This window comes from Pseudorhodoferax sp. Leaf265, assembly GCF_001422365.1.
In the GTDB taxonomy this organism is placed as follows: domain Bacteria; phylum Pseudomonadota; class Gammaproteobacteria; order Burkholderiales; family Burkholderiaceae_C; genus Pseudorhodoferax.
Genome location: NZ_LMMT01000005.1, coordinates 11,507 through 29,946, shown reverse-complemented (window position 1 = coordinate 29,946; position 18,440 = coordinate 11,507). Strand labels below are relative to the sequence as shown.

Annotated in this window: 18 protein-coding genes; 10 read left to right on the top strand and 8 right to left on the bottom strand. The window is 70.9% G+C overall.

All coding sequences use genetic code 11. The annotated features are described in order from the left end of the window. Positions 1 to 73: 73 nt before the first annotated feature. Both ASF45_RS07235 and ASF45_RS07230 read left to right on the top strand, forming a co-directional pair. Complete coding sequence (locus ASF45_RS07235; RefSeq protein WP_056659354.1) at positions 74 to 1,273, top strand: serine hydrolase; 1,200 nt, start codon at positions 74 to 76, stop codon at positions 1,271 to 1,273. Further along, positions 1,270 to 2,466 carry an MFS transporter gene (locus tag ASF45_RS07230; protein ID WP_063887595.1) on the top strand — a complete coding sequence of 399 codons (1,197 nt, stop codon included), beginning with the start codon at positions 1,270 to 1,272 and terminating at the stop codon, positions 2,464 to 2,466. Before ASF45_RS07235 ends, ASF45_RS07230 begins: the two co-directional genes overlap by 4 nt. Before the next feature lie 131 nt (positions 2,467 to 2,597). On the opposite strand, the gene ASF45_RS34290 is transcribed toward ASF45_RS07230, so the two are convergent. Further along, the gene (locus ASF45_RS34290) at positions 2,598 to 3,824 is read right to left on the bottom strand and encodes an FAD-binding oxidoreductase (protein ID WP_235580845.1); all 1,227 of its coding nucleotides are present in this window, start codon (positions 3,822 to 3,824) and stop codon (positions 2,598 to 2,600) included. A 199-nt stretch (positions 3,825 to 4,023) separates the two neighbouring features. Between ASF45_RS34290 and ASF45_RS07220 the strand changes: the two genes are divergently transcribed. The 6 genes from ASF45_RS07220 (at position 4,024) to ASF45_RS07195 (ending at position 7,933) form a co-directional block, all read left to right on the top strand. Further along, positions 4,024 to 4,347 (top strand): hypothetical protein, encoded by a 324-nt coding sequence (locus tag ASF45_RS07220; RefSeq protein WP_056659349.1) that lies wholly within the window; start codon positions 4,024 to 4,026, stop codon positions 4,345 to 4,347. Between the two features lie 10 nt (positions 4,348 to 4,357). Next, the gene (locus ASF45_RS07215; protein ID WP_156472883.1) at positions 4,358 to 5,362 is read left to right on the top strand and encodes an acyl-CoA dehydrogenase; all 1,005 of its coding nucleotides are present in this window, start codon (positions 4,358 to 4,360) and stop codon (positions 5,360 to 5,362) included. Next, a complete protein-coding gene (locus ASF45_RS07210; RefSeq protein WP_056659346.1) occupies positions 5,350 to 6,111 on the top strand; it encodes a PIG-L deacetylase family protein in 762 nt (253 codons plus the stop codon). The genes ASF45_RS07215 and ASF45_RS07210 overlap by 13 nt, the downstream gene beginning before the upstream one ends. Positions 6,112 to 6,233: 122 nt before the next feature. Further along, on the top strand, positions 6,234 to 6,824 hold the full coding sequence (locus ASF45_RS07205; RefSeq protein WP_056659343.1) for a class I SAM-dependent methyltransferase: 591 nt from the start codon (positions 6,234 to 6,236) through the stop codon (positions 6,822 to 6,824). Between the two features lie 5 nt (positions 6,825 to 6,829). Beyond that, positions 6,830 to 7,525, top strand: a complete 696-nt coding sequence (locus ASF45_RS07200; protein ID WP_369802105.1) for a glycosyltransferase family 2 protein — start codon at positions 6,830 to 6,832, stop codon at positions 7,523 to 7,525. Positions 7,526 to 7,627: 102 nt separating this feature from the next. Beyond that, complete coding sequence (locus ASF45_RS07195) at positions 7,628 to 7,933, top strand: hypothetical protein (RefSeq protein ID WP_056659337.1); 306 nt, start codon at positions 7,628 to 7,630, stop codon at positions 7,931 to 7,933. A gap of 36 nt (positions 7,934 to 7,969) precedes the next feature. Here ASF45_RS07195 and ASF45_RS07190 read toward each other — a convergent pair whose 3' ends face one another. The 7 genes from ASF45_RS07190 to ASF45_RS07160 all read right to left on the bottom strand — a co-directional run bounded on the left by ASF45_RS07190 (position 7,970) and on the right by ASF45_RS07160 (position 15,476). Continuing rightward, the gene (locus ASF45_RS07190) at positions 7,970 to 9,436 is read right to left on the bottom strand and encodes a M81 family metallopeptidase (RefSeq protein WP_056659334.1); all 1,467 of its coding nucleotides are present in this window, start codon (positions 9,434 to 9,436) and stop codon (positions 7,970 to 7,972) included. Beyond that, positions 9,433 to 10,704: a Zn-dependent hydrolase gene (locus ASF45_RS07185; protein WP_056659331.1), complete on the bottom strand. Its 1,272-nt coding sequence runs from the start codon at positions 10,702 to 10,704 to the stop codon at positions 9,433 to 9,435. Before ASF45_RS07185 ends, ASF45_RS07190 begins: the two co-directional genes overlap by 4 nt. A gap of 86 nt (positions 10,705 to 10,790) precedes the next feature. Next, on the bottom strand, positions 10,791 to 11,528 hold the full coding sequence (locus ASF45_RS07180) for an ABC transporter ATP-binding protein (RefSeq protein WP_056659328.1): 738 nt from the start codon (positions 11,526 to 11,528) through the stop codon (positions 10,791 to 10,793). Next, the gene (locus ASF45_RS07175; RefSeq protein ID WP_056659325.1) at positions 11,525 to 12,304 is read right to left on the bottom strand and encodes an ABC transporter ATP-binding protein; all 780 of its coding nucleotides are present in this window, start codon (positions 12,302 to 12,304) and stop codon (positions 11,525 to 11,527) included. The genes ASF45_RS07180 and ASF45_RS07175 overlap by 4 nt, the downstream gene beginning before the upstream one ends. Next, positions 12,301 to 13,299 carry a branched-chain amino acid ABC transporter permease gene (locus ASF45_RS07170; RefSeq protein WP_056659322.1) on the bottom strand — a complete coding sequence of 333 codons (999 nt, stop codon included), beginning with the start codon at positions 13,297 to 13,299 and terminating at the stop codon, positions 12,301 to 12,303. Before ASF45_RS07170 ends, ASF45_RS07175 begins: the two co-directional genes overlap by 4 nt. Positions 13,300 to 13,304: 5 nt before the next feature. After that, the gene (locus ASF45_RS07165) at positions 13,305 to 14,165 is read right to left on the bottom strand and encodes a branched-chain amino acid ABC transporter permease (RefSeq protein WP_056659319.1); all 861 of its coding nucleotides are present in this window, start codon (positions 14,163 to 14,165) and stop codon (positions 13,305 to 13,307) included. A 105-nt stretch (positions 14,166 to 14,270) separates the two neighbouring features. Then, on the bottom strand, positions 14,271 to 15,476 hold the full coding sequence (locus ASF45_RS07160; RefSeq protein ID WP_056659316.1) for an ABC transporter substrate-binding protein: 1,206 nt from the start codon (positions 15,474 to 15,476) through the stop codon (positions 14,271 to 14,273). A 221-nt stretch (positions 15,477 to 15,697) separates the two neighbouring features. Between ASF45_RS07160 and ASF45_RS07155 the strand changes: the two genes are divergently transcribed. Continuing rightward, the gene (locus ASF45_RS07155) at positions 15,698 to 16,540 is read left to right on the top strand and encodes a FadR/GntR family transcriptional regulator (protein ID WP_056659605.1); all 843 of its coding nucleotides are present in this window, start codon (positions 15,698 to 15,700) and stop codon (positions 16,538 to 16,540) included. Between the two features lie 145 nt (positions 16,541 to 16,685). Next, positions 16,686 to 18,326 carry an ATP-dependent DNA helicase RecQ gene (locus tag ASF45_RS07150; RefSeq protein WP_056659313.1) on the top strand — a complete coding sequence of 547 codons (1,641 nt, stop codon included), beginning with the start codon at positions 16,686 to 16,688 and terminating at the stop codon, positions 18,324 to 18,326. The last annotated feature ends 114 nt before the right edge of the window (positions 18,327 to 18,440 follow it).

The window sequence follows — 18,440 nt, the reverse complement described above, 5'->3', positions numbered from 1 at the left end:
AACTCTACCCGGCTTTTTCTTTGATCGCCGGGCTTCTAAGGTCCTGGGGTCATGTCAAGAAAGGACCGATTCCATGGCTCTTCCCGTTGCCGCACAGCCCGCAGAGGCCCTGGCGCAAACCTTTGCACCCTCCCTCGCATCCGGCATCGACGCGGTGCTCGCCAGCGCCTTGCAGGAAGAGCGCCTGGTCGGCGCGGTGGTGCGCGTGCACCAGCACGGGCAGCCACGCTATGGCCGTGCCATCGGCTGGGCCGACCGTGAGACGCGGCGCCCCATGGCGCTGGACACCGTGTTCCGGCTGGCCTCGGCCAGCAAGCCCATCGTGAGCGCCGCGGCGCTGGTGCTGTGGGCCCAGGGCCGCCTGGCATTGGACGATGCGGTGACGCGCTGGCTGCCCGCGTTCCAGCCACGCCTGCCGGATGGCACGGCGCCCACGCTGACGCTGCGCCAACTGCTCAGCCACACGGCCGGCCTGGGCTACCGCTTCTTCGAGCCCGACGGCAACGGCCCCCATGCGCAGGCCGGCGTGTCCGACGGCATGGACGCCAGCGGCATCGACCTCGCGGAGAACCTGCGCCGCATCGCCGGGGTGCCGCTGCTGTACCCGCCCGGGACGGGTTGGGCCTACTCGCTGGCCACCGACGTGCTGGGCGCGGTGATCGAGCGCGTGACGGGGCAGGCGCTGCCCGATGCCGTACATGCGCTGGTGACGGGGCCGCTGCGCATGGTGGACAGCGGCTTCTTCTGCGACGCGCCCGAGCGCATGGCGACGGCCTATGTCAACGGCACGGCCGGCCCGCACCGGCTGCGGGAGGCGGAGCTCGCAGCGCCCTTCGATGGCACGGTGGGCATCGCCTTCAGTCCCGGCCGGATCTTCGACCGCCGAGCCTACCCCTCCGGCGGCGCCGGCATGGCGGGCACGGCCGGCGACCTGCTGCGCCTGCTGGAGGCGCTGCGCACCGGCGCCGACGGCTGGCTGCCCGAGGCCGTGCTTGCGGAGATGGCCCGCGACCAGACCCAGGGCGCGGAACTGGCCGCCGGCCCGGGCCTGGGCTTCGGCCTGGGCTTTTCCGTGTTGCGCGATCCCGCCGCCGCCGCGTCGCCCGAGTCGCCCGGCACCTGGCGCTGGGGCGGCGCCTACGGCCATTCCTGGTTCGTGGACCGGCCCAGGGCGCTGACGGTGGTGGCCCTGACCAACACCTTGTACGAAGGCATGCACGGCCGCTTCGTCAACGACCTGCGCGACGCCGTCTACCAGGGGCTGCGCGCATGAAGGCCGCCTCCGATGCCGACCGCCTGCCCTGGTCGCCGCTGCTGGCCTTCGCGACGGCCGCGTTCGTCACCATCCTGACCGAGGCGCTGCCGGCCGCGCTGCTGCCGCAGATGGCGGCCGATCTGCGCGTGTCGCAGGCCTGGGTGGGCCAGACCGTCACCGCCTACGCGCTGGGTTCCCTGCTCGCCGCGGTACCGCTCGTGGCCGTCACGCGCGGTGTGCGCCGCCGCCCGTTGCTGATGGCGGCCGTGGCGGGCTTCGTGCTCGCCAACAGCGTCACGGCCTGGTCGGGCAGCTTCTTCTGGACCATGGCGGCACGGCTGGTGGCCGGCATGTCGGCCGGCCTGCTCTGGGCCCTGCTTGCCGGCTATGCCGCACGCCTGGTGGGCCCCGGCCTGCGCGGCCGTGCCATCGCAGTCGCGATGGCGGGCACGCCGCTGGCCTTGTCGTTGGGCGTGCCCGCGGGCAGCTGGTTCGGACAGTGGGCCGGCTGGCGCGCCTGCTTCTGGGCCGCCAGCATCCTGGCGCTGGGCCTGCTCGCGTGGATCCGGTTCAGCGTGCCGGACTTCGGGGGCCAGCAGACCGGGCAGCGCAGCACGCTGGCCAGCGTGCTGCGCAGGCGCGGTGTCCGGCCGGTCCTGCTCGTGGTGCTGGCCTATGTGCTGGCGCACAACATCCTGTACACCTACATCGCGCCCTACCTCGCCGCGCGCGGCCTGGGTGGGCAGGTGGACCGGGCCTTGCTGGTGTTCGGCCTGGCGGCGCTGCCCGGCATCGGGCTGACCGGTCTGCTGGTCGACCGGCACCTGCAGCGCCTGTCGCTCGCCAGCACCGCGGTGTTCGGCGTGGCCGTGGCGGTGCTGGCGCTGGCGACGGAATCCGCGCCATGGATGTTCGCCGCGCTGGCGGCCTGGGGCCTTGCGTTCGGCGGTGCCGCCACCTTGTTCCAGACCGCGCTGGCCGACGCCGCGGCCGAGGAGGCCGACGTCGCGCAGTCCATGCTCGTCACCACCTGGAACGCCGCGATCGCCGGTGGCGGCATCGCCGGCGGGGTGCTGCTGCAGGTCGTCGGCGTCGTGGCCTTCGCGCCGGTGCTGCTGGCGCTGCTGGGCAGCGCGTTCGCACTGCAGGTCCGCCCTTCGGGAGACGGTGGACGGCGGCCTGCGGAAGGGCTGCCGACCGGCTGCCCGTGAGGGCCGGCACGCTGGCCAGTGCGCTCAGGCCCTCGGCGCGCCGCCCTGCGCCGGGCCATCGGCGGGCTTGGCCGGTTCCGCCGCATGCCGATGCTTGCTCCAGCGTTCTGTCCCCAAAGCGGCTGCCCAGATCAAGAACGAAGAATGGATTCGGCGCAACGTCGACCAAGGACAGGGGCCAGAATCACGCCCGGGTGCGCGACCAGAGCGTACAAGCCCTCGATCTCCCCTACACCGCCACAAAGCGGTCTGCCGTCGGCCGTCATCGGACGCTGCGCAACGCGGATGGAAAGAAGATCCGGCGCCGCCCACATGCCAAACAGATGCGCAATTGCGTCGCCGGTCCGCGCTGCAAGGATGGGAAGACCACTCTCACCATCTTCTGGATAGTCGGCCGCAGCCACCAGTCCACCGCCCAAGGCGGGTCGCAGCTCCATTTCCTGCGCACAAATCAGGTGACGAAGTCCATCGGCTTCAGTCGCAAATCGAAGCAGCACTGCTGGCGACTCGTGGATCGGAAGGTCTGCGCCAACTGTCAAGGCAAGCTTGCGCGAGCCATGGCCATTGGCGAGCACCACCGTGTCGGCGGCCAACTTCTGCCCTTCCACGACCACACCCGCGATCCGGTTCCCTGCGATTTCGACCGTGTCAACGGTTCCCTGGCGGACACATGTTCCGGCAACCTTCGCACCCGCCAGCAGTTGGCGTGCGAATGCAGCGGGTTCCAACGCGAAATCGTCGGGCGCCCAGGCTGCCAGTGAGGGCGGGTCGGCAAGCATCGGCTCCTTCTCGGCGATCTGGGGGCGAGCAAGGCGCTGCATTCGCGTGCCGGCGGCGCGATGCTCGGCAACCAGTGCTGCCGTTTCGTTTTCCGTTGGCAGCCAAAGAAGCGCGCCCCGCGCCGCGATCGGCAACGGGCCAAGGTCGCGCTCGATGGATCCGAACTCCTCCAGCGCCGTCAACCTCTCGGTGAATGCTGACAGGTCGTCAGAAGGAGTACTCGCGCCCGCACCGACCCAGCCGAAAGACGAGGCTGTCGCAGTGATGAGGGCGTCGGGGGCGCGTTCGATGACAGTGACTGCTGCGCCTGCTTTGGACAGATGCCAGGCCGCCGACGCGCCCATGACGCCGCTACCTACCACGATGACCTTGGGTCGATGTTTGACAGTTCGGCTGTGCTGGCGCGATGGGGGCATGTTTTGTGGAGGAAAAGCAAGGGGATTCTGCGCGTCAATCCGTTGTGCCGATCGACCGGAAGAAGCGTGAACACCGGCGTGCGTTGCACATTGGCGGACGCCTTTTTGAGCGGCGTGCCTGCGTGCCATGGACAAGCCGTTCCAGACAGTTCGTTCGGTCAAGGACTGTAGGGCACAGGGCTGCGCGGCCGACGTGCGCGCCAGCCCGCGCCGCCGCCGTTCGGCAGCACGGGCTGGCGGACGCGGCACCGGGGCGGCGTCAGCCATTGCCTGACACGCGCAAGGGCCCGCGTCGCGCACGGCGGGTACCGGGCCCGTGGGATCGTCCTTCTTCCTGAAATCAACCCACAAGGACTCCACCATGGACGCACAAGCACTTCAGCAAGCCATCGACGGCATCGAATCCGCAGCCGACAAGGCCATCGCCGCGCTCAAGAACGGGCAGGCCGACGCCAAGCTGCAGCAGGCCGTGCAGGATCTGCACCAGCAGGCCCGCACCAAACGTTCGCTGACCGACAAGGCCGAACTCACGCAGGCCGTCCAGGACATCGAGCAGACGGCCGACCGCGCCATGGCCGCCTGCCGCAATGCGGGCCAGGTCGACCCGGCCCTGCAGCAGGCCGTGCAGGATGCGCACCAGAAGGCCTCGCAGCTCAAGCACAGCGTGGAAAACGAGACCGCCTGAGCGCGCGGCGATGAGCGCCCGGATCGGCCTCGGCATGGACGATGCGCTGGCCGGCACCGGGCCTGGCGCCGTGGCCGGCGCGCTGCAGGCCCTGGTCGCGCCCGGTGCCGACCGCCTGCCGCTGCCCGGGGGCGGCCGGACGCTGGAGCGCTGGCGCCGCCTCGCGGCCGTGGCCCAGCGCGATCTCGCGCTCGCCAAGCTCTACGAGGGCCACACCGATGCGCTGGCCATCCAGGAGGAACTGGGCTGCGGCTCGGACCATGCCGGTGCCTGGGGCACCTGGTGCGCCGAGCCGCCGCAGGCCCGGCTGAGCATGTGGCCCCAGCGCGATGGCCGGCTGCGCCTGCGCGGCCGCAAGGCCTGGTGTTCGGGCGCCGCTCTGCTCGACCATGCGCTGGTCAGCGGCTGGAATCCCGCTGGCGAACCCTGTCTCGCGGCGGTGGCCTTGCGCCAGCCCGGCGTGGAGGTCGGCAACGCGGGTTGGGCCGCCGTCGGCATGGCCGACACCGGCAGCGTCGACGTGCTGTTCGACGACGCGCTCGCCACCCCGGTCGGGCCACCCCATGCCTATGTGCGCCGGCCCGGGTTCTGGCATGGCGGTGCCGGCATCGCCGCCTGCTGGTGGGGCGGTGCCGTGGGCATCGCCCAGGCCGTGCAGGCGGCGCTGGCGCAACGCGAACCCGATGCCCACCAGCGTGCGCACCTGGGCGCCATCGACGTGGCGCTCGGCGCCTGCGCGGCCCTGCTGCGCGAGGCCGCCGCCTGGATCGATCGCCACCCCTCGCAGGACGCGCAGGTCTGGGCCCTGCGCGTGCGGCTGGCCGTCGAGCAGGGCGCCGACGACGTGCTGCGCCACGCCGGCCGCGCCCTGGGTGCCGGCCCGCTGTGCAAGCAACCGGCGCTGGCGCGGGCGATGGCCGATCTGCCCATCTTCATGCGCCAGAGCCATGCGGAACGCGACCTCGCGGCGCTGGGCCGCGCGCTCGAACGCGAGGCCGACCCTTGGACGCTGTAGACAGCCGCCGCATCGAGGCCGGCGACGGCACGCCCGAGCTGCACTGGCAGCACTGGCTGCAGGCGCGCGCGCTGCCGCGCGTGGCGCCGCAGGAGCTGCTGCCGCCGGGCGCGCGTGCGGTCGTCGTGGCGCCGCATCCGGACGACGAGGTGCTTGCGGTGGGCGGCCTGCTGGCGCACGCCGCAGCCCTGGGCCGCCGCGCGCTGCTCGTGGCCGTGACCGATGGCGAAGCCAGCCACACCGGCTCCGCGCGCTGGTCGCCAGGGCGTCTCGCGGCGCGGCGCCGCGCCGAAACCCGCCTGGCGCTGGCCCGGCTGGGCAGCGGTGCGGCCGTGCTGCGCGCCGGCCTGGCCGATGGCCGCGTGGCCGCGCAGGCCGATGCGCTGCACGCGCTGCTGCTGCGCACGCTGCAGCCGTCGGACCGGGTCTTCACCACCTGGACGCTGGACGGCCATCCCGACCACGAAGCCACGGGCCGCACCACGCGTGCCGCCGCCGCACAGGTGGGTGCGCGCGTGTACGAGGTGCCGGTCTGGGGCTGGCACTGGGCGCAGTGCGGCGATGCACGCATGCCCTGGACGCAGGCCCACCTGGTCACGCTGTCGCCACAGGCGGTGGCGCGCAAGAGCGCGGCGCTGCAGGCCTTCGCCTCGCAATGGGAGCACGACCCCGGCTGCGCGCACACGCCGATCCTGCGGGCCTCGATGCAGGTGCGCGCACGGCGCCCCTTCGAGCTGGTGTTTGCATGAGCACCGCCGGGCCGCCCCAAGGTGCTCGCTCCGCAGGCGAAGCCGAAGGATTCCCAATGAGCACCGCCGGGCCGCCCCAAGGTGCTCGCTCCGCAGGCGAAGCCGAAGGATCCCCAGCGCGCATGCGCGGCTACTTCGACGGCCTGTACGCTGGCGCGAGCGACCCCTACGGCACGCGCGAGCGCTGGTACGAGCGGCGCAAGCGCGCGCTGCTGCTGGCCAGCCTGCCGCGCGAGCGGTTCCGGCGCTGCTACGAGCCCGGCTGCGGCAGCGCCGAGCTCACGCGCGAACTGGCCATGCGCTGCGACAGCGTGCTGGCCACCGATTTCTCGGCGCAGGCGCTGCGCACGGCGCGCGCGCGCACCGCCGGGCTGGCGCAGGTGCAACTGGCGCAGCACCGCTTGCCGCGTGATTGGCCCTGCGGCGAACGCTTCGACCTTGTGGTGTTGTCCGAAATCGGCTATTTCCTGTCGGCCACTGCGATGCAGGAGGTGGCGCAGCACTGCGCCGCCAGCCTGGACGCCGACGGCGTGCTCGTCGCCTGCGACTGGCGCGCGCCGTTCGCGCAGCGCGCCTGCCCCACGCAGGAAGTGCACGCCCTGCTGGGCGCCACCGGCCTGGCGCCGCTGGTGGTCCACACCGAAGACGACTTCTGCCTGCGCGTGTGGGCGCGCGACGCACGCTCGGTGGCGCAACGCGAGGGCATCCGGTGATCGGCGTGGCGATTCCCGCGCACGAGGAACGCGCGCACATCGCCGCGGCCGTGGCCGCCGTGCAGGTGGCGGCGCGCCATCCGGCCCTGCAGGGCGAAGCCGTGGAGATCGTCGTCGTCGCAGATGCCTGCAGCGATGGCACGGCCGCCTGCGCGGCCGCCCTGGGCGCGCACACGCTGTCGCTGGCGCACCGCAATGTCGGCCAGGCGCGCCAGGCCGGTGCCGAGTTGCTGCTGGCCCGCGGTGCGCGCTGGCTGGCCTTCACGGACGCCGACTCGCTCGTCGCCGACGACTGGATCGCCGCCCAGCTGGGCGTGGGCGCGCAGGCGGTCTGCGGCTGCGTCTGGGTGCGCGACTGGAGCGCCCATGGCGCGCTGGCCGGGCGGCTGGCGCGGGCCTTCGACCACCACTACCGGCCGGTCGACGGGCACCGCCACATCCATGGCGCGAACCTCGGCATGACGGCCGAGGCCTACCGGCTGGCAGGCGGCTTCGCGCCGCTGCGCAGCAGCGAGGATGTGGCCCTGGTCCAGGCGCTGGAGGACGCGGGCGTGCCCGTCGTGTTCAGCGCCCGGCCCCGCGTGTGGACCAGCGCGCGCACGGATCCGCGCGCACCGGGTGGCTTCGGCGTGGCCCTGCGCAGCATGTCGCAAGCCCTGGTGCTGCCTCCGGCTGCGCCGGTCGGTCCGCGCGCCGTCTGACGCGCCCGTATGCCGCCGTCGGACACGCGGCACGCCGACGCATGGCGCAGACTGGCGTGCAGCGTGGGCGCGGTGCCCGCGCATCCATCCGGGGAGTGCAGCATGCCCAGAGGCGACAAGTCGTCTTACACGGACAAGCAGAAGCGGCTGGCCGCGCACATCGAGAAGGGCTACGAACAGCGTGGCGTGGCCGAAGGCGAGGCCGAGCGGCGCGCCTGGGCCACCGTCAACAAGGAGGACGGCGGCGGCAAGAAGAGCGGCTCGGGGCGCGGCCAGGCGGTGGACAAGTCGCCCTCCAAGAAGGGCGGCAAGCTGGGCGGGCAGGCCTCCGCTTCGCGCACGTCCGAGGAGCGCTCCGCCTCGGCCAGGAAGGCGGCGGCCACCCGCAAGCGCAACGCCGGGCGTTGATGGCCGTACGCCGTCCAGGGCCGTGGCCCGGGCGGCTCAGAGCCGGTCGAACGGAAAGACCGGCCGCTCGATGTTGGCGTACGGAAAGCGCCCGAAGTCCGCCGTGGTGACGCCTGCGCTGTCGCACTCCACCAGTCCGCCGGACAGCGGAACGAACACCGGCCGGCAGTACATCCGGGACTTGAGCAGCACGTAGGTGGCCTGCGTGGGATCGATGCCGACGCAGGTGAACACCGCCAGGTCCCACGGTTCCTGCGTCTGCTCGGTCACCACGATCCGGGCCGCGCCGGTGTCCAGGCACACCGTGCGGCCCATGTGGAAGCGCTGGCCGCGGTAGATCGGCCCGGTCACGGTGTACCAGCCGTCGCTCACGGCGCGCACGGTGCCGCGCAGCTGCAGCGGCCGGGCCTGGCGGTCGATGTGCTCCAGCGGCACCTTGTTGCCCAACGCGATCTCGACCTCGGCGCCCACACCGGCGGCGACCAGTTCGGCCACCGCCTGCGGGTCGCAGACCGGCCCGACCGCGATGCCGGTCAGGCCCTGGGCAAGCGCCTCCTGCAGCACGTCCATCGTGTCGCAGGTGCCACCGGACATGCAGTTGTCGCCGTGGTCGAGCAGCAGGATGGGCTTGTCCTGCCCTGCGGCCATGGCCTTGGCGCGCGCCAGCGAGTCGGTCAGCGGCTCGCTGTCGTAACGGTAGCCCTCGCGCCGCTGCCAGATGCCATCGGCCAGGGCCTCCACGGCGGTCTGGCCGGCGGCGGCGTCTTCCTGGCGCACGGTGGCCACCACCGACATGCACGGGGCCGCGATGTCGGCCAGCGCGAAACCGCTGAACACCGTCACCGCCGGCATGCCGGCGCGCTCCAGCTCCCTGGCCGCGTTCACCGCGCGCTGCATCTCGCCGCCCAGCGTGGTGCTGCGCAGCGTGTGGCTCATCAGCGGCAGCAGCTTCCACACCACTTCGTAGCGCGCCTGGCCCTGCAGCATCTCCAGCAGCAGCCGGCCGGCGTGCTCGCCCGTCTCGTACATGTCGATGTGGGGATAGGTCTTGAAGCCCACCATCACGTCCGCATGGCGCACCATGCGCGCGGTGAGGTTGCCATGCAGGTCCAGCGCCACCCCGATGGGAACCCCGGGCGCGGCCGCGCGCACGCGCTCCAGCAGCGTGCCCTCGCCGTCGGGCGTGTTCTCAGCCACCATGGCTCCGTGCAGGTCCAGCAGGATGGCGTCGCAACCGGGCACCGCGTCCAGGATCCGCCGGGTCACCTCGTCGTAGGCGGCCGCGTGCACGGGCCCGCTGGGGTTGGCCGTGGCCGAGACCGGCGTGACCGGTGTGGCGCCGATCGCCTCGACCGCGTCGATGAAGGCGGCCATGGCCGTGCGCATGCCCTTGTTGGCCGTGTAGGCGTCCTGCCCGAAGGTGGGCGCGAACGCGGCCAGCGGCGTCGGCACCGGCGAGAAGGTGTTGGTCTCGTGGTTGAAACGCGCGATGAGGATCTTCATGCCTGGACTTCCGCCGCCGCGAGCATGGCGCGCAGCAGCACATTGCAGCCGGCCTCGAGGTGTTCGGGCTCGGCGGCCTCGATCTCGTTGTGGCTGATGCCGTCGGCGCAGGGCACGAAGATCATGGCCGTGGGCGCCACGCGCGCCAGGTACACGGCGTCGTGGCCGGCGCCGCTGACCACGTCCATGGCGCTGTAGCCCAGGTCGTTCGCGTGCGCGCGGATGGATTCCACCAAGGGTGGTGCGAAGGGCTGCGGCGGGAAGCTGACCACCTGCTCGACCGCGATGGCGATGCCGGCCTCGTGCGCGAAGCGCTCGCAGGCCGCGCGCAGGTCCTGGTCCATCGCCAGCAGCTGCGCGTCGTCCGGCGCGCGCAGGTCCACGCTCATCGTCACCTGGCCCGGGATCACGTTGCGCGAGTTCGGGAACACCTGCAGCGAGCCCACCGTGCCGCGGGCGTGCGGCGCCCGCGTGGTGGCGATCCGGTTCACCTCGGCGATCAGCCGGCCGGCGACCAGCAGGGCGTCCTTGCGCAGCTCCATGGGCGTGGGGCCCGCGTGCGCCTCCATGCCGGTCAGCCGGACGTTGTACCAGCGCTGGCCCAGGGCGGCGGTCACGACGCCCACGACCTTGCCGTGGTTCTCCAGCACCGGTCCCTGTTCGATGTGCGCCTCGAAGTACGCCCCCGCCGCATTGGCCGGTCCCGCGGGCGCCAGGCCGGCGTAGCCGATGGCCTGCAGCGCCTGCTGGACGGACACGCCCTCGGCATCGGTCTGCGCCAGTGCATGCGCCAGCGTGAACGCGCCCACGTGCACGCCGGACCCCATCATCACGGGCGTGAACCGGGAGCCCTCCTCGTTGGTCCAGACCACCACCTCGATCGGCGCGCGCGTCTGGATGCCCGCGGCGTCGAGCGTGCGGATGACCTCCAGGCCGGCCAGGACGCCGTAGTTGCCGTCGAACTTGCCACCGGTCGGCTGCGTGTCGATGTGGCTGCCCGTCATCACGGCCGGGCGGCCCGGGTCGGTCCCGGCACGGCGCGCGAAGATGTTGCCGATGCCGTCGACCCGCACGGTGCATCCCGCCTGCTCGGCCCAGCGCACGAACAGGTCGCGCCCCTGGCGGTCCAGCTCCGTGAGCGCCAGGCGGCAGACGCCACCCTTGGCCGTGGCGCCGATCGCGGCCAGGTCCATCAGGGACGCCCACAGGCGCCCTCCGTCCACACGCATCTCCAGGGCGCGGCCCTCGACGCTGGTTGTCACCTGCATGGCTGTCTTCTCTCCTTGGGCCGCTTGTTCGCCCGGACTGCGTTCGTGCAGGCCGGCCGCGGCATGGTTGCTTGCGTGTTGCACGGTCAGAGGATCCCCACGCCGAGGTAGCGGTCCTTGACCTCGTCGTCGGCGAGGAATGCGGCGTTCGTGGCTTCGTGCACGATCGCGCCCTGCTCGATGATGTAGTGGCGGTCGGCCAGCTGCGTGCAGACCTCCAGGTTCTGCTCGACCAGCAGGATCGCCACGCCGGCGGTTCGGATGACCTTCAGCTGCGCCACGATCTCCTCCACGATGACCGGGGCCAGGCCCTCCACGGGCTCGTCCAGCATCAGCAACCGCGGTGCGTTCATGAGCGCACGGCCGATGGCCAGCATCTGCTGCTCGCCGCCGGACAGCTGCCCCCCGCCGTTGGTGCGGCGTTCCTTGAGCCGCGGAAAGATCCGGTAGATGTCGGCCAGCTGCCATGGGGAGTTCTTGCGCTGGCCGAGCAGCAGGTTCTCCTCCACCGTCAGCAGCTTGAACACCCCGCGGTGCTCGGGCACCAGGCAGATGCCCTGCTGGGCGACCTGGTGGGTCGCCAGCCGGCTCACCTCTTCGCCGCCGAAGCGCACCGTGCCCTGGCTGGGCGGCATCACGCCCGCGATGGTCTTGAGCGTCGTCGTCTTGCCGGCGCCGTTGCGGCCCAGCAGCGTGACCAGCTCGCCATCGGCCACCTGCAGGGACACGCCCTGCAGCACGTGGCTCTTGCCGTAGTGGGCGTGGACGCTGTCGACTTCGAGCAGCGGCTTGAGGTTGCGCTGCGAACCGATGCGCGCGCTCATGCCTTGCCCCCGGTGATCATGTTGCCCAGGTAGGCCGTGCGCACCAGCGCGTTGCTGCGGATCTCGTCCGGCTTGCCTTCGGCGATCACGCGGCCTTGCTGCATGACCGTGATCGTGTCGGAGATGTTCATGACGATGTTCATGTTGTGCTCGATCAGGACCACCGTGTGCTCCTCCTTGAGACCCTGGATCAGGTCCTTCATCTCGTCCAGGTCGTCGATGCCCATGCCCGAGGTCGGCTCGTCCAGGAAGATCGCCTTGGGCCTGGCCGCCAGCGCCATGCCCACTTCCAGGCGGCGCTGCTGGCCGTGCGACAGGTTGCTGGATGGCGTGTCGCTCAGGCGCTCCAGGCCGAGCCGCTTCAGCACACCCTGCACGACATCGGCGCGGGCGCGGCGCCCGAACGGCGGGTGCCACAGGTTGTGCGCGCCCGCGGGCGCGACGCCCTGCGCGGCCAGGCGCAGGTTCTCGCGCACGGTCAGCGTGGGGAACAGGCTGGTGACCTGGAACGAGCGCGCCATGCCGCGCCGCACGCGCCGGTGGTCCGGCTCGTGGGTCACGTCGTGGCCGTCGAAGACGATCTTGCCGCCGCTCACCGTCTTGTTGCCGGTGAGCATGTGGAACAGCGTGGTCTTGCCCGCGCCGTTCGGGCCGATCACCGAATGCACGGTGTTGGCGCGGATGTTCAGGTCCACGCCGCCCAGGGCGACGAACTTGCCGTAGTGCTTCTGGACGCCCCGGGCTTCCAGCAGGACGGCTGTTGCGGCGGCGGTCATGCGCGGCCCTCCTGTGCGGACGGTGCGGCCGCCGGACTGGTGGCCGCGTCTGCCTTCTTCGGGCGAACGAGCCCCCAGACGTCTTCCAGCAGGCCCCACAGGCCACGCTGCATGCCCAGGCTCACGACGATCAGCACGATGCCCAGCAGCAGCAGCCAGCGCGGCCACAGCGTGGACAGCCAGTCGCCAAGCAGCACGTAGAAGGCCGCGCCGAGCACCGAGGCCAGCAGGTTGCCCTTGCCGCCGATGACGGCCATGACGAGGATCATCTCGCTGGTGTGGAACTCCGCGTTCGACAGCGGCGCAATGCCGGTCATCATGGCCTGCAGCGCGCCGGCCAGGCCGGTGACCGCACCGGAGATCACGAAGGCCTGCAGCTTGAGCAGGCGCAGGTTGTAGCCCACCGCACCGGCGCGCTCCTCGTTGTCGCGCACGGCCAGCAGGGTGCGGCCGAACACCGAGTCGCAGATGCGGCGCAGCAGCCAGAACGACAGCAGGAACAGCACCGCGACGAAGGCGTAGTAGTGCCAGGGCGTGGCCAGCGACCACAGCACCGTGTCGCCCACCCGCAGCGGCGGACGCGGGATGTCGAGCAGACCGTTGTCGCCCCCGGTCAGGTCCGTCGCCGAGTAGGCGACGAAATAGAACATCTGCGAGAACGCCAGCGTCAGCATGACGAAGTAGGTGCCGCGCTGGCGGATCGAGACCCAACCGACGAGGGCCGCGCCGGCTGCGCCGATGGCGACGGCGGCCAGCAGGGCCAGCGGCATGGGCAGTTGCCAGCGCGTCAGCAGGATGCCGATGCAGTAGCTGCCCAGGCCGAAGAAGATGCCCTGGCCGAAGGAAAGCAGCCCGGTGTAGCCGAGCAGCAAATTGCAGCCCATGGCGGCCAGCGCGAAGATCAGCACTTCGCTGGCCAGCAGGCCGGACTGCATGGTCAGTGGCATGGCCAGCACGATGGCCAGCGCCAGGAGGGTGTGGGAATGCTTGGTCATGGTGTTCAGGCAGGACGGCCCAGCAGGCCGTGGGGACGGAGCAGAAGAACCGCGGCCATGGCCACGTAGATCATGAGCCGGGCGCCCTCGGGCCAGATCGTGCTCATGAGGCTCTGGATGATCCCGATGAGCAGGCCGCCCACCAGCGCACCCGAGAAGCTGCCCATGCCGCCGACCACTACGATGACGAAGGCCACGCCGAGCGCCTCGATGCCCATGAACGGCTCGGCGCCGCGGATCGGCGCCGCCAGCACGCCGGCCAGCGCCGCCGTGGCGGCGCCCAGGGCGAACACCAGGCTGAAGATGCGGTAGACGTTCAGGCCGAGCAGCGACACCATCTCCGTGGACTCGCTGCCCGCGCGCACGGCGCTGCCCAGCCGCGTGCCCTCCAGCACCCACCACAGCAGCACCGCCAGCGCGGCAGTGAAGCCGATCACGAACAGGCGGTACTTGGGATAGATGAAGCTGCCCCACATCACCACACCGTCGAGCAGTTCGGGCACGGCCACGCTGTCGCCCAGCGGCCCCCACTGCAGGATCACGAGCTCCTGCACCGCCAGCGCGATGCCGACCGTGACCAGGATGTGGAACTCGTGGGCCTTGGCGTAGACGTGGCGCAGCACCAGCTTCTCGGTGAACCAGCCCAGGGCGCCCACGGCCAGCGGAGCCAGGACCAGGGACGCCCAGAAGCTGACGCCCCAGCGCGTCAGCTGGAAGCAGAAGTAGGCGCCCAGCAGGTAGAAGGCACCGTGCGCGAAGTTCACGAAGCGCAGCAGGCCGAAGACGATGGACAGACCGACGGCCAGCAGGAAATACAGCATGCCGATGCCGATTCCGTTGATCGTCTGCAGGAGATAGATGCTCATACGGGTGGGTTCACGAAGGTGCGCGTGGGCGACGGGCGCAGGCCGCCAGGCCGCGCCGACAGATCGGCGCGGCGGCAGCCGCCTGCGCGGCGGGAGGGGAGACGGTCAGCCCAGCGTGCAGCCGGTCTGGTTCACCGGCAGGAAGGACTTGCCGGAACTCAGGACGTCCGCGAAGTCGTCCTTGTTGGCCATCTTGGCCTTGGCCTTGCCCTTGAGCAGGTAGTAGTCCTTGATGACCTGGTGGTCGCCCTTGCGGACCTCCTCGTCGCCGGTCAGGCCCTGGTACTTCATGCCTTCGAGCGCGGCAATCACCGCCTTCTGCTCCACCGAGCCCGCCTTGTTGATCGCCTCGATCAGCAGGCGGGTGCAGATGTAGGAGCCGGCCAGCGAGTAGTTCGGGCTGGACTTGAACTTGTCGGCCGTGCGCTTGACCAGTTCGCGGTTGAGCGGGGAGTCGACCGTGTGCCAGTACTGGGCGCCGAAGTAGATGCCGTCACAGGTGTCGGCGCCCAGCGCCTCGAACTGCTCCAGGCCCGATGCCCAGGCCACCAGGATCGCCATCCGCTTGTTCATGCCGAAGCTGATGGCCTGGCGCAGCGCATCCGACGACTGGGCGCCGAAGTTCAGCAGCAGCAGCACGTCGGGCTTGGCCGCGATGGCGTTCGTCAGGTAGCCGCTGAACTCCTTCTCGTTCAGCGAGTGGTAGCTGTTGCCGACATGCTCGACGCCCTTTTCCTTGAAGATGTCCTTGGCCGCCGACAGCAGACCGTCGCCGAACACGTACTGCGGCGTGATCGTGTACCAGCGCTTGGCCTTGGGCAGCAGGTCGATCAGGGGGCGCACGGTCTGGCCGATGGCGCCGAAGGTCGGCACCGACCAGCGGAAGGTCGCGCTGTTGCAGTCCTTGCCGGTGATCTCGTCCGCACCGGCCGTCGTGATCAGGACGCCGCCAGCCTTCTCGGCCTCCTTGCCCATGGCCAGGGTCTCGGACGACAGGATGCCGCCGGCGAAGAAGCGGATGCCCTGCTGCTGGGCCGACTCCTGCACCTTGCGCACCGCCGTGGCGGGCTTGCCTTCGGTGTCCAGCACCGTGTAGCCGAGCGGCCGGCCGAGCACCTTGCCGTACTGCTCCACGGCCAGGCGCATGCCCAGGTCGGCGAACTTGCCGTTGGCGGCGAACGCGCCGGACATCGGCACCGGGCAACCGAGCTGGACCGTGTCCTTGGCCTGCGCCCAGGCGGCAGACGAGAGGCCGAAGGTCGCGGGAACGGCGCCCAGGGCGGGAAGGGAAAGAAGACGTCGGCGTTGCATGGGGGTTCCATTCATGGGGCTCAAGGGACCTCGACTCTTTTGCACGAGGCATGCCAGCGGTTTGGACCGCTACAGTCCTATTTATAGGTATAAATAGAACAAATATGATGCGTGCAAACCCTAGGCCCTCTGCGTGCGCACGACTGCGGTGCACGCCCGCACCACCTTGAACGCCTTCGAGGCCCGGCACCGCGGCCTCTTACATGTCGGACAATCCATCCATGGCATCACGGCAACCGTCCACCCAGGCGATCAAGCAGCTCAAGCGATCCGATCTGGTCGCGGAAGAGATCAAGCGCCTGATCACCGACCGCAACCTCGCGCCGGGGGACCGCATCCCGCGCGAGAGCGAGCTGCAGGTCCAGTTCGAGGTCAGCAAGGGGACCATCCGGGAGGCCCTCAAGTCGCTCGAGGTGCAGGGCTTGATCACCATCTCCACTGGGCCTTCCGGCGGCGGCACGATCGCGGAGGTTCCGCTGACCCGCACGCTGCAGTTCATGCAGAACTACCTCTTCTTCAAGGAGGTCTCGATCGACGACATCTACAAGGTGCGCATGAGTCTGGAGCCGGACCTGGCCGCCGGCGCGGTGCCGCACCTGACCGAGGCGGACTTCGACGCGCTCGAGCACAGCATCGCGTGCTGCGACCCGAACCATGGCCACGCGGACCAGTTGAGCCAGCGGCGCGACGACATGAACTTCCACGACCTGCTGGCCGCCGCCAACCCCAATCCGTTCCTGCGCTTCACGTGCGAACTGATCAACGAGATGCTGCGCGAGTTGACGGTGTTCGGCAACCGCACTCCCCAGGCGGAATCGCGAAAGTTCGGCGAGCGCAACACCGAGTTCCACCGCGACATCCTGAAAGCCGCGCGTGCGCGGGACGCCGACCGCGTGCGCCAGCTGATGGTCGAGCACATGGCAGACGCGTCCATCAGCGTCAAGCGCCTGAAGGGGCGGCTGCAAGGCCGGCTGATCCTCGACGCCGAAACGACGCGCCGCCGCTCGGCGGTCTCCACGGCCCGCCCCGCGGGCAAAGCCGCCGCGCGATCCAGCGCGAAGTGAAGGCACGCCGCCTGCCGATGCGGTGGGCGAACGCTGCGACGTGGATCTGAACACCTGGACCGGCCACAGCTCGGGCAACCTTCCTACGAGGCAAGGCCGCCGGCCACGCCAAGCTCTGCACCACCGTCATCTTTGAAGGATGTGCATGCTGCAGACCGCCTCCGTTCCGGACACCGCGCTGGTGCCGCCTGCGTTGCTGGCGCCGACCCCCGAGCCGCGCCGCCGCCGGCCGCGCACGCAGCGCGCCAAGGCAGCGCAGGCGCCCACCTTGCCCGCCCGCAGCGCCCGCCAGCTCGCGCAACTGCTGCACGGCGTGTTCGGCCTGCAGGCCTTGCGTGCCGGACAGCAGGAGGTGATCGCACGCGTGCTGGCCGGCGAATCCACGCTGGCCATCATGCCCACGGGCGCTGGCAAGTCGCTGTGCTACCAGCTGCCGGCGCTGATGCTCCCGGGTTGCACGCTGGTGGTCTCGCCGCTGATCGCGTTGATGAAGGACCAGTGCGAAAAGCTGCGCGCGCACGGCCTGGCTGCGGTGGAGTTCAACAGCAGCCTGGACGCCGAAGCCCTGGCCGCGGCCGAGGCCGCGCTGGCCGCAGGCAGCGCGCGCATCGTGCTGGTCACGCCCGAGCGCCTGGCCGAGCCGGCTTTCCTTGCACTGGTGCGCCGATGCCGCATCGCGCTCGTCGTGGTCGACGAGGCCCATTGCATCGTCGAATGGGGCCATGACTTCCGGCCCGCGTTCCTGGAGATCGGCCCGGCGTTGCGCGCGCTCGGCCAGCCGCCCCTGCTGGCGCTGACCGCGACCGCGCCGCCCGACACGGCGGCCGAGATCGCCCGGCTGCTGGGCATCGGGCGCGGCGGCACCGTCGATGCCGGCATCTGGCGCGGCAACCTGCACTACGCCGTGGTGCCGCTGACGGAGGCCGACGACAAGTTGCAGGTTCTGCAGGACACCCTGCAGGGCTGCGAGGAACCCGGCATCGTCTACACCGCCACCGTGCGTGCGGCCGAGGAGGTGCATGCCGCGCTCGCCGCCCGGGGCCTGTCCGTGGGCCTGTACCACGGCAAGCTGCGCGCGGCCGAGCGCCATGCTGCGCAGGAGGCGTTCATGCAAGGCCGCACGCGCGTGATGGTGGCCACCAACGCCTTCGGCATGGGCATCGACAAGGCCGACCTGCGCTGCGTCGTGCACTACCAGATGCCGGCCAGCCTGGACGCCTACTACCAGGAATCGGGCCGCGCGGGCCGCGATGGCCTGCCCGCGCGCTGCGTGCTGCTGTACCAGCGGCGCGACCGCTCGGTCCAGCACTTCTTCCTGGGCGGCCGGGCGATCACGCAGGCCGAGCTGGCGCGCGTGCTGGCCGCGCTGTCGCCCGACGCGCCGGCCGAGCTCGCGCAGCTGGCGCAGGGCACCGGCCTGCCGCGCGCCCGCACCGCGGCCCTGCTGGCGCTGCTGCTGCAGGCCGGCCATTGCCGCAAGGCGCATGCAACTAAGGGCCATGCGGGCTGGCTGGCAGCGAAGGCACCGCGCGGCGCGCCCGCGCTCGATGCGCTGGTGCAGGCAGAGCAGGCGCGCCGCCAGGAGAAGCAGCGCAAGCTGCAGGCCATGGTGGACTACGCCGAAAGCGGCGCCTGCCGCTGGCAGGTGCTGCAGGACGCGCTGGAAGGCGAGCGCCGGCCCGAGGGCTGCGGCCAGTGCGACAACTGCGCACGCATGCTGCGGCTGGCCGCGCCCGACGTGCTGGTGCCGGCCATGGCGGGTGGCGCCCCACCGCTGTGGCACTGAGGGGCCGGGCCGCACGTCCATCTGATCCGTCTTTTTTCCGTAGAACTGCGTCTGGTACCCCATCCGGTGTTCGGGCAAAGTCCACGCCAGACAGAAACAGCGCGCCACCGCCGC